The organism is Endozoicomonas acroporae, from assembly GCF_002864045.1.
In the GTDB taxonomy this organism is placed as follows: Bacteria; Pseudomonadota; Gammaproteobacteria; order Pseudomonadales; family Endozoicomonadaceae; genus Endozoicomonas; species Endozoicomonas acroporae.
This window is the reverse complement of sequence record NZ_PJPV01000107.1, coordinates 1-11,098: the sequence shown is the minus strand read 5'-3', so window position 1 is coordinate 11,098 and position 11,098 is coordinate 1. Positions and strand designations below refer to the sequence as shown.

General features: G+C 50.8%; 4 protein-coding genes. All 4 read right to left on the bottom strand.

What is annotated here, in order from left to right:
* Positions 1-566 precede the first annotated feature (566 nt).
* Entirely contained in the window at positions 567-1,340 is a 774-nt protein-coding gene (locus CX664_RS17180; protein ID WP_146000094.1) for a transposase, read from the bottom strand.
* Positions 1,341-1,368: 28 nt separating this feature from the next.
* Entirely contained in the window at positions 1,369-2,361 is a 993-nt protein-coding gene (locus CX664_RS17175) for a hypothetical protein (RefSeq protein ID WP_101747931.1), read from the bottom strand.
* A gap of 365 nt (positions 2,362-2,726) precedes the next feature.
* A complete protein-coding gene (locus CX664_RS28250) occupies positions 2,727-3,038 on the bottom strand; it encodes a helix-turn-helix domain-containing protein (protein WP_101747930.1) in 312 nt (103 codons plus the stop codon).
* Complete coding sequence (locus CX664_RS17165; protein WP_219622220.1) at positions 3,035-11,059, bottom strand: cadherin domain-containing protein; 8,025 nt, start codon at positions 11,057-11,059, stop codon at positions 3,035-3,037. Before CX664_RS17165 ends, CX664_RS28250 begins: the two co-directional genes overlap by 4 nt.
* Positions 11,060-11,098 lie beyond the last annotated feature (39 nt).

Below are 11,098 nucleotides of genomic sequence, written 5' to 3'. Positions count from 1 at the left end.
TTACTCCGTTCGTGGCTAAGGCCTCACAGGGGAATATCCCAGGAGGCTTTGCCCATCTACCTTGGCTTTTTTGAGTTTTTGCATAATATTGGTCGAAGAGGTAAGAGCATCCTTCAGCCCTTGGTCAATTTGCTGGTTACATAGCAGTCTGGAATCCGAAAAGAGCCTTAATTTTTTTAGTCGTTAGCTTGCAAGCCTTGGTGAGATATATGCTGGATAATGACTCGAAGAGAGAGTATTGATCGTTTTAAGAAATTCTCATTAATACCAAGCAAGAAAAGTATAAAAAGTACTCAGCAACGGCCAGACAGAAGACACTATCGAGACAATATAAGAAAGAGCAATCAGAAAATTCTGGCCACATTAAGTAGTTAACCAAATGAAATCATATATTTCTGACTAAGTGGGCAGTCACTCTGCGGCGTTGCAACTCCGGTCACATAGCTACGGCTATGCTCCCTACGTTGCGCCTTGCATAGTAACTGCCCACTTAGCCAGAAATATACGATTCCATTTGGCCAACTACTTAAAGTAAATGAAAATGTGTTGATCAGGCAGGATAGAGATTACCACTCACAGACATCCCATGAACCCAGCTTGCCGACTGCGCGGTGGAAACGATTGTGCCAGCGCATAGTCTCCAGCCATTCATTTGGGTCAATACCCAGGCGCTCCAAGATGGGTGGTACATCGTCAGTTATACGACCACGTTTGCCTTTGCAGATAATTCGGCCAGACCAGTCAACCAGTTCAAAGTAGCTACTGAGTGGGTATGGAATGGCCTGTTCGGGGTTTTGACCCTGAGCTTTTAACGGTTTCAACTGCGCCTTTTGTTTTTTTCCATTTGCGCTGTCGTATGTCTCAATGCGCTCTTTAATAGAGGTATGTTCTGAGGTTTTCAGCGTTGCAGCAATTTTTGCCCGGATGGGGTTTAAGTCGACATAGGCCATGCAAGTCAGCAATGCGGCATCATCTAACAGGGCCTGACTTTTGTAAAGACCTTCCCAAAAGCGCCCTTTGCACTCATCCTCTTTATTGACCAGCCGGGCTAAGTATTCGTTAAGGCAGCGCATGAACCAGCTAATATCCATTAAGCGACCTCGATACTTCTGGGCATATTCTTCGACACGCAGCAGCTCTGCTTTGCCCAGCCGATCGTCGGCAAGATAACGCTGAACCAGGTGCGGGCCAGAAAACAGCTGCGTCCAGCGTTGTAAGACTTCTTTGGTATCCCATTCTTTGGCTTGCTGATTATTGATATGGAGCACCACATGATAATGATTCGACATAACCGCATAAGCACAGACTTCCAAGACAAAAATACCAGAAAGCGCTTTCAACCGATCAACCACCCACTGCCTGCGATGCTCATAGTTTTTGCCCGAGAAATTGTCTTTGCAAAACTCTCAAACGGCGCTTCTTCCGGTATTCCCTATGGTACTCTCTCTGGCGCTGAACGTAAGCGGGATCTTTGCGGCGCTCGATGAGCCGCCTTCTTCTACGTTCAGCGTATGCGGGATCTTTGTGCAACTCATTTCGGCGCTGTTTTTCACGCTCTACGTAAGCAGGATTTTTGCGAAGCTCCCTTTGGCGTATCTTTTTGCTCTCCCGCCAGGCAGGATCTTTGAGACGCTCCCTTTGTCGCTCCCTCTCGCGCTCTGCGAAAGCGGGATCATTCTTATAGCGCTCCCTTCGTTTCTTTGCCGAATCAGGATCATTCTGGTATCGCTTCCTTGGGTATGTCCTATGGCGCTCTGCGTAATCGGGATCATTCCGGTAACGCTTCCTTTGGTATACCCTTTGGCGCTCTAAGTGATCGGAATGATTCTGATAGCAATTTTGGTACTCAACTGCTGAAGTGTTGCCATTAAGTACTTCTTCTGCCTGCCGCGTTTGATGATCACTTGTCGTTTGGTTGTGGTTTTGCCAGCTAGCTACCCCAACTGGCCTTGAATGTTGTTGATTAGAGAGTATTGCATGAAGATTAGCCAACAGACCATCCGGGTTCCACTCTGGTATTGGCTCGTTGACCTCAGGCTCGTTCTCCACTAAACATTCATTCTGAATAAAGTGGATGTCTGGTATTGATAATAGTGAATCATCCAAGAGGGTAGTGTCAGAATGATAAGATGAATATTCATCCAGCCTTGGCAGTAGTATCTCAGAGATATTAATTTCATCAGGGGCTTCCTGATCGCTACTGGTCAGAGATGCAATATTGTATTCATTCAATGAACTAAATGAACTAAAAGGACCAGGGCTGTTGTTGTGTCTGTCTGATTGACTATGGTAAACATGAAAAGGATCATCCAGTGCCTGAACAGATATGCCTTGGTACGTCGGCTGCTGTTCATTTCTCATAGTTTGGTGCTTTTGTTCTTGTGAGCTTGAATAAAACCCGGCAAAAGCAACATTGGATTGAGTTGATTTGACAGAGCGTTCCATTGAATTATTAAACTATTGAATTCCAGCTTAAGACTTTTTCTGATCATATAAGTTTCACCCATAAATACTCTGTTCAATAATTATTTTAACCATTCATCATTATTTGTTATGGCTATTAGTAATGTTGAAAGTGCTTTGACAGCCCCTAAAGATTAAAATATTTTAGCGCCGATGGCAGCATCCAGCGGTTAATAAGCAAATTAAGCCAGTGGCAAGAATAAATGCACCGTTGTAATAAATATTTATGAAAGGGTTAGGATTCCTATCTGGTTACCCGCGTATTAATCGTCATTCTGGCGACAGACCTGCCGGAGTTCCTTCGGCGATAATTGAGTATGCCTGCGGAAAAACCGGATCATATTAGTTGCTTCATGAAATCCCATCTTTAAGGAAATATCCGTGGTGGGATAGTGACTGAACGTCAAAAGTCGTTTAATCCTGCAAGACAGTTTTCTGAACCCCAACCAATTTGAAAAACGAAGCTGCTCTACTGACCTGTGTGGCGTATGTGGATTTGAACCCGGCTGGAGCCGGGTTGGTGCAAACGCTGAGACCTTTGAATATATTTCTATCAGTAAAAGGACAAAACTCAATCCAGGCTGAGATTACCGTTATTAATCAGATTGTTGATAATCTCGGCATCGGTGTTGCCCAGCACGGACATGTCTACCCCTTCCAGCCTGATCTTCTGAGTGATATCTCCGCCCACCTGTGGTGTTATTTCAAGCGTGGTATCGCCGTTGTCAAAATTCAGGGCCAGATACTGATCCAGAGCCCCGTGATCACTGGGCAGGATATCGTCCAGGTGAATGACATCACCTCCCTGCCCAAGATGGAAGTCAGTGATGACATCTTCTGCGGGTGCCGCAGCTGTACCAAGGTCAGGTGCTTCCCAGGTAAAGGTATCAGAACCCGTACCCCCGGTTAGCGTATCATTACCGGCTCCACCAAAGAGAATGTCGTCACCCGCTTCACCCAGCAGAGTGTTGCTGTCACTGTCCGCTTTGATGATATCCGCACTTTCGGTACCGATCATCTCCAGGGAGGTTAAAAATGACTCAATATCGCCGGACTGAGCCTGACCGTAGAGGTCACTGATACTGCTGGGGTCCAGAGACCTGTCCAGAACCACCAAGTCTTTCATTGTACCATCGGTGTTAGCATCCACGGCCCCCCAGTTACTCTGTCCCACCAGGTTACTGGTCAGAGACACCCCGGAAGGCCCCTGGCCATTTGGATTGTCGGCCACTTCAACGCCATTTTTATACAGGTGCATGTGGCCATCGGCATCAACCGTCAGGGCCATGTGGAAAGTTTCTCCAAGGGTATAGAAGTTATCAAACGCCACAGACCCGACTATGGTGTTGCCGTGGAAAATTTGCGCCTCGATGCGACCTTCTGTAGGGCTGGCAATCAAGATATTATCGGTGCCGGGGCCATTACCAAAATCAATGATCCTGGCCCAATTAGTATGACTGTCATAGGTAAAGGTCGAAGCAATGGTTATATCATCGGACAGTGTCATGGTTCCCAGGTAGCCACCGGCACCGTTGAAGCTGACGCCATCATGGTTGAAATGAGTAATGGCACTGTAGAAGGTCACAACCTGACCATTGCTGGTAAGGCTTTCCGCCTTGTCACCGGATCCGGTGGTGAAGTCAATGGCGGCCAATGCATCATTTGCTTCATGCACCGGTAGTAATTCTGCTACATCTGTCACGGACACAACATAAGGCTGTTCACTGAATCCGCCGGATGAATTTGTAGCCCTGACGGTCAACTGGTGACTGGTGGCCGTCTCATAATCGAGAGTTCCAGCGAGACTGATCTCCCCGGTAGCGGCATCAATGGTGAATAGGCCACCGGCATTATTGGTCAGGCTGAAGGTAAGCTCCTCACCGGCTGGGTCGCTGGCCTGCATCTGGCCAACGACGTCTCCTGGCTGGGCGCTTTCAACAATATCCGCAGAGGCCAGAAATGCTTCAATATGGCCGGATTGCGTCTGACCGAAGAGATCACTGATGCTGCCCGGGTCCAGTGACCGGTCCAGGATAATCAGATCTTTCACGGTACCGTCCGTAGCCGTGTCCTGAGGCCAGTTGCTTTGACCCACCAGGTTGCTGCTCAGTGTCACCCCCGCAGGCCCCTGACCATTGGGATTGTCAGCCACTTCAACGCCATTCTTGTACAGATGCATGTGACCATCAGCATCCACCGTCAAGGCCAGATGGAAAGTTTCATCCAGGGTGTAGAAATTATCATAAGCCACTGAGCCGACAATGTTGTTACCGTGAAAAATCTGAACCTCTATTCGTCCTTCCGATGGGCTGGCGATCAAAATGTTATCGGTGCCAGCGCCATTGCCCAGGTCAACCAACCGTGCCCAGGGAGAGTGGCTGTGGTAAGTAAAGGTGGACGCAATGGTCATATCACCGCTCAGCGTTAAGTCTCCCAATGAGCCACCGACACTGTTGAGCCTGACGCCATCGTCAGAGCGGGTAATGCCGCTGTTGAAGGTGAGATCCTGATTATGGTCGGTCAGGTCTTCAGCAACTTCGCCGGAACCGTTGGCAAAGTCAAAAGCGACCAGGGCATCAGAACCCTGCTCCGGCAACAGCTCCGGTGCAGCAGTCAGGGCGACTACATAGGTCTGCTCGCTGAAGGCACCGGATGGATCGGCAACCCGCACGCTCAACTGATGGCTGGAGGCCGAATCGTAGTCCAGGGTGTTGGCCACTGTGATCTCTCCGGTAGCGGCATCAATGGCAAACAAACCACCGGCATCATCAGTCAGGCTGAAGGTCAGGTTGTCACCATCCACATCACTGACCAGCGCCCGACCGACCACCGTGCCGGGCAGGGCGCTTTCGGCAATGGTATCAAGGGGAACGTTCAGGAATGCTGCTACTTCACCGATCTGCGTTTGCTGGTATAAGTCGCTGATACTGTCTGGGTCCAGCGATCGGTCGAACACAACCAGATCCTTCACCGTGCCATCCGTTGCGGCATCCTGGGACCAGTTACTTTGACCTACCAGGTTACTGGTCAGTTCTACTCCGGATGGCCCCTGGCCATTGGGGTTATCCGCTACCTGAACACCGTTTTTATAGAGGTGTATATGGCCATCGTCGTCAACTGTCAGGGCCAGATGGAAAGTTTCCCCCAGCGTGTAGAAATTATCAAAAGCTACGGAACCAACAATCTGGTTGCCGTGGAAGATCTGAGCCTGTATTTGCCCTTCTGATGGGCTGGCGATCAGGATATTGTCGGTACCGGCACCATTACCGAAATCAACCAGCCGTGCCCAGTTGCTGTGGCTGTGGTAGGTGAAGGTGGAGGCAATGGTGATATCACCCCGCAAGGTCATTGCCTCCAGGGAGCCGCCAACGCTGTTGAGCGCGACACCATCACCAGAGCGGCTGATGCCACTGTTAAAGGTCAGATCCTGATTATGGTAAGTGAGGTCTTCAGCCACCTCTCCCGAGCCTTGGGCAAAATCGTAGGCAACCAGTGCACCTGAGCCCCCCTCGGGCAAAAATTGCGGTGCATAGTTGTGGTCAGCCACTGAGATCTCATACTGCTTCTCATGGAATGCTCCATCGGGATGATCGGTAACCCGAACGGTTACCTGGTGGCTGCTGGCTTCGGTGTGATTCAGGTCACCTGCCAGGCGAATAACCCCGGTACCAGCATCAATGGCAAACAGACCCCCGGCATCATCGGTCAGGCTGAAGCTCAGCGTATTACCCTCCGGGTCTTCCGCCTGCACCTGACCTACCTCAGTACCAATCGCAGCGTTCTCAGTAATGTGCAGAGGATCTAAAAATACCTCTATCTGGCCAGATTGTGACAGTGAGTAGAGATCGCTGATGTGGTCGGCCTCCAGAAAGTGATCAACAATGATCAGATCCTTGACGCTACCGTCCGTGGCGGCATCCTGAGAAAAGCTGCTCAGGCCAACAAGGTTGCTGCTACGCGCCATCACTGTGGGCGTTGCGGCATCGGGGTTGTCAGCCACTTCAACGCCATTTTTATACAGATGCATATGGCCATTGTCATCAATGGCCAGGGCAACATGGAAGGTTTCGCCCAACGTGTAAAAATTATCAAACCCCACCGAGCCAACCATATTGGCACCGTGGTAAATATTGGCTTCAATGCGGCCTTCCGATGGGCTGGCGATGATGATGTTATCGGCGCTGGGGCCATTACTCAGTTCAACAACCCGCGCCCAGTTGCCATGGCTATGGAAGGTAAAGGTGGTAGCGATAGTCATGTCGCCACCCAGAGTCATCGCCCCGATGGAACCGCCGACACTGTTAAGGTTAACGCCGTCATCTGTCCGGGTAATACCATTGTTAAAGGTCAGGTCCAGATTATGCTCGGTCAGGTCTTCCGATACCAAACCTGAACCATCGGCAAAATCAAAGGCAGCCACTGCCGAGTAGTCAGTATCCTGCAGTAATATCGGTGCGACATTCTGGTCATCTATCAGGGAAACCACAAACAACTGCTCATCAAACGCACCGGTCTGGTCAGTCACCCTTACCGTCAACTGATGGCTGGTTGCTGTTTCATAATCAAGGGCCCCGGCAACGCTGATGGCCCCGGTACTGGCATCAATCGCAAACAGGCCATCGGCACTGTCGGTCAGGCTATAGAAGAACGCATCGCCATCGGGATCGCTGGCCCCTACCTGCCCAACAATCGTACCGGGCTGGGCATTTTCACCAATCTGCTGGCCCAGGGACAGATTTTTGGTGTAGATATCCGCATCATCAACCTGGTTGCTCATCCAGGCAATCTGCACCGTACCATCTGCCAGGGTGGTTACCGATGGTTCATACTGATGGCCGGTTTTGACATCGTTAATCGCAATAGGGTCTGTCATTGGGACACCATTGCTGCTGAACAGTCGGCTGTATATACCATAACCATCCGCATCTCCTGCCAGGAAGGTCGCCAGGATATCGTTGCCTACGACGGTCAGCTGCATATTGTTCAGGGCAACCACGTCAGAATCACTGACCGCAATTGGGGAACCCACGGCCGTAGCATTGGAGCTCCACATCTGGATATACCAGGTGTTGCCACTCTGGTAAGTGGTGGCCAGGCCGCCATTGTCCAGCACTATGACTTGTGTATCGTGACCCCAGGAAGCCGGGTGACCGCCAAAAGCGACCGGGCCATGAGCACTGCTACCGTCGGCATTGAAAATTTGCAGGTTTATGGCGTCATCCGAGCCACTGGATGTGCGCCAGTTGACGGCAAATTTGCCATTGTCCAGAGCGGCCAACTTGGGATGGGAGTAGTCTGAATCCACATTGGCAATAAAAATGTCACCTGTATGCTGAGCATTCTGATCGTACATGATGACTTTAAGCTGGTAGTCACTATTCACGGTAGAAACGGCATAACGATTGTCCGACAGCGCTGTAACTTCCGTTCCATAGTGTTGATGATCGGTATGCCGTCTGGTGATCCAGCTTCCATCTGCCCTGAAAAAGTGCGTCAGGCTACTGGTTATCTCGCCCGGATCTTCATAAAAGTAAGAGACGGCATAGGCTCCTGAGGGCAGTACGGCAACAGTGGGTTTTTCAAACAGATCACCATAGGCCTGGGAAAGATTCCAGGTATTCACTTTATGGGCATTACCCACAGGATTGCCTGCTGCGTCGAACCGCTGGGCCATTACTTGATCATCAGAGTTACCTGAGCCGGACTTCCACGTGGCGATATAGCCTCCTTCCGGATGGGCCGCAATATCTACCTGATATTGTTTATTGTGGCCAGCAGCGAGAACCTGCTCATGTTCCAGGGTGGGGTCCAATGCCTGATAATTGTCGATAAACTCTGATAACTGGTCGGCCTGAGTTTGTTGATAGATTTCACCGATACCATCCGCAGTCAGTGATTCATTGAGAACCACCAGATCGTAGATATGACCATCCGTGGCTGCATCCTGAGAAAAGTTACTCGAGCCAATCTTGTTACTGGTGCGTAATATCTCATTCGGTGCCTGGCCATTGGGGTTATCAGCCACTTCAACACCATTTTTGTACAGGCGCATGTGACCATTATCTTCAACCGTCAGGGCAATATGGAAAACTTCGTTTAAATCGTAGAAGTTATCCAATCCCACGCTACCTACCATGCTGCCGCCCCGGAAAACATGAGCCTCAATACGGTTTGGCGAGGGACTGGCAATCAGAATATTATCTGCACCGGGACCATTACCGAAGTCAACAACCCGAGCCCAGCTGCCGAACTGACTGTAGCTAAAGGTTGATGCAATGGTGAAATCTCCACCCAGGGTCATCGCCCCCAGCGAACCACCGCCCCCCCCGAGATTAACTGACTCACTTTCAAAGCTGGCAGCAGAGTCAAAAGAGACATTATGGCTATGGTCGGTAAGGTCATCATAAACACCGGCGACATTATTGAATTCAAAGGCTGCTACTGACAGCGAAGAAGACCTTCCTGGCTCTATATCCGGTGAGTTGCCGACGGCAACAACATACTGCTGCTCAGTGAAGTCATTGTGTGAATCTTGCACCCTGACGGTCAGGGAATGGCTGCTGGCAACATTATGATCCAGAACACCGGCCACTTTGATTTCGCCAGTCATGGAGTCAATGGTGAACAGGCCGCCGGCATCGTCGGTCAGGCTGAAGGTCAACCCGTTGCCTTCTGGGTCATGGGCCTGTACCTGACCCACCACTTCGCCGGGGCTGGCGTTATCGCCAATACTCAGGGCCGTCAGAAAGGTTTCCAGCCCATCGGCCAGGCTCGATTGATAGAGATCACTGATATCATCTGGTGACATTGAGGTATCAAGAATCACCAGATCATTGATCGTACCATCCGTGGCTGCATCCTGAGAAAAGTTACTCAGGCCCACCAGGTTACTGCTCCGGGACATCTCCGTTGGTGCCTGACCATCAGGATTATTGGCCACTTCCACACCATTTTTGTACAGGCGCATGTGGCCATCGTTATCCACAGTCAAGGCCACATGGAACTCTTCGCCCAGGGTATAGAAATTATCAGCAGCCACTATGCCAACATTAGTGCCACCGTGGAGGATATGGGCCTCAATACGCCCTTCGGATGGACTGGCGATCAGAATATTATCGGCACCGGCACCGTTGCCCAGGTCCACCACCCGTGCCCAGGTATCGTGGCTGTGGTAGGTAAACGTGCTGGCGATGGTGATGTCCCCACCGATGGTCATCGTTTCAATGGAGCCACCCACACTGTTGAGCTTGACGCCACTGCCGACCATTTCTGTACCATCGTTTAATGTCAGAGCGTGTTCATGGTGGCCAAGGTCTCTGACAATATCACCGACAACATCAACGAAATCAAAAGCTGCTGCAGTATCTGAAACGAGTTGTGGTACCAGTTCCGGAGTGGCATTGACTGAAACCGTATACTGCTGCTCACTGTGCGCTCCCTCTGGATCAGAGACTCGCACCGTCAACTGATGGCTATTGGCCGTGTTGTAATCGAGAATGCCTGCAACACTGATTTCCCCGCTACTGGCATTGATGGCAAACAGGCCGTTGGCGTCGTCGGTCAAACTGAAGGTCAGCGTATCGCTATCGACATCACTGGCCTGAACATGCCCTACTACTGTGCCGGTCTGGGCCTTTTCATCCACGACCCATAGTGTCAGGAACTCGTTAATCTCTCCTGATTGGGTGAGATCATAAAGATCACTTATGCCCCGGGGAGGCAGTGATCTTTCAAGAATCACCAGATCTTTGATCGTACCATTGGTAGCTGCATCCTGGGCAAAGTTACTCTGGCCCACCAGGTTGCTGCTACGGACCATCTCAACAGGTGTCTGACCATGTGGGTTGGCGGCGACTTGCTCGCCATTTTTGTACAGTTGCATATAGCCATCGTTATCAACCGTCAGGGCTATATGGAATGTCTCACCGAGCGTATAGAAATCATCAAGACCTACGGTACCAACAACACTGTTGCCGTGGTAAATCTGAGCCTCTATCCGCCCTTCTGATGGGCTGGCGATCAAGATATTATCCGCGCCTGCACCATTCCCGAGATCAACAATCCGTGCCCAGTTACTGTGACTGTCGAAGGTAAAGGTCGAGGCAATAGTGATATCCCCACCCATGGTCATATCACCCAGTGAACCTCCGGCACCATTAAGCTCAACACCGTCGTTGGTTCGGTTAATTCCGCTATTGAAGCTCAGGTCCTGATGATGGCTACCCAAATTCTCAGCGACCTCACCTGCTCCCTGGGTCAGGTCAAACATTGCCAGTGCCCGGGGGTCCGGTTGCTGTGACAACTGCGGTGGCTCATTCACATTGGCAACAGTAACTGTGTATTGCTGTTCACTGAATGCCCCGTATGAATCGGCTACGCGCACGGTCAATGGGTAGCTACTGGCCGTGTTGTAGTCCAGCACACCCAGAACGCTGATCTCGCCAGTAGCGGCATCAATGGCAAACATACCGTCGGCATCGTCGGTGAGGCTGAAGGTCAGGCTATCACCATCGGCGTCACTGGCCGGCACCTGCCCCACCACGGTGCCCGGCTGGGCGCTCTCACTGATGCCCAGCGGGGTCACGAAGGACTGCAAGTCGTCGCTCTGGGCGAGCTGGTAAAGCTCACTGACGTC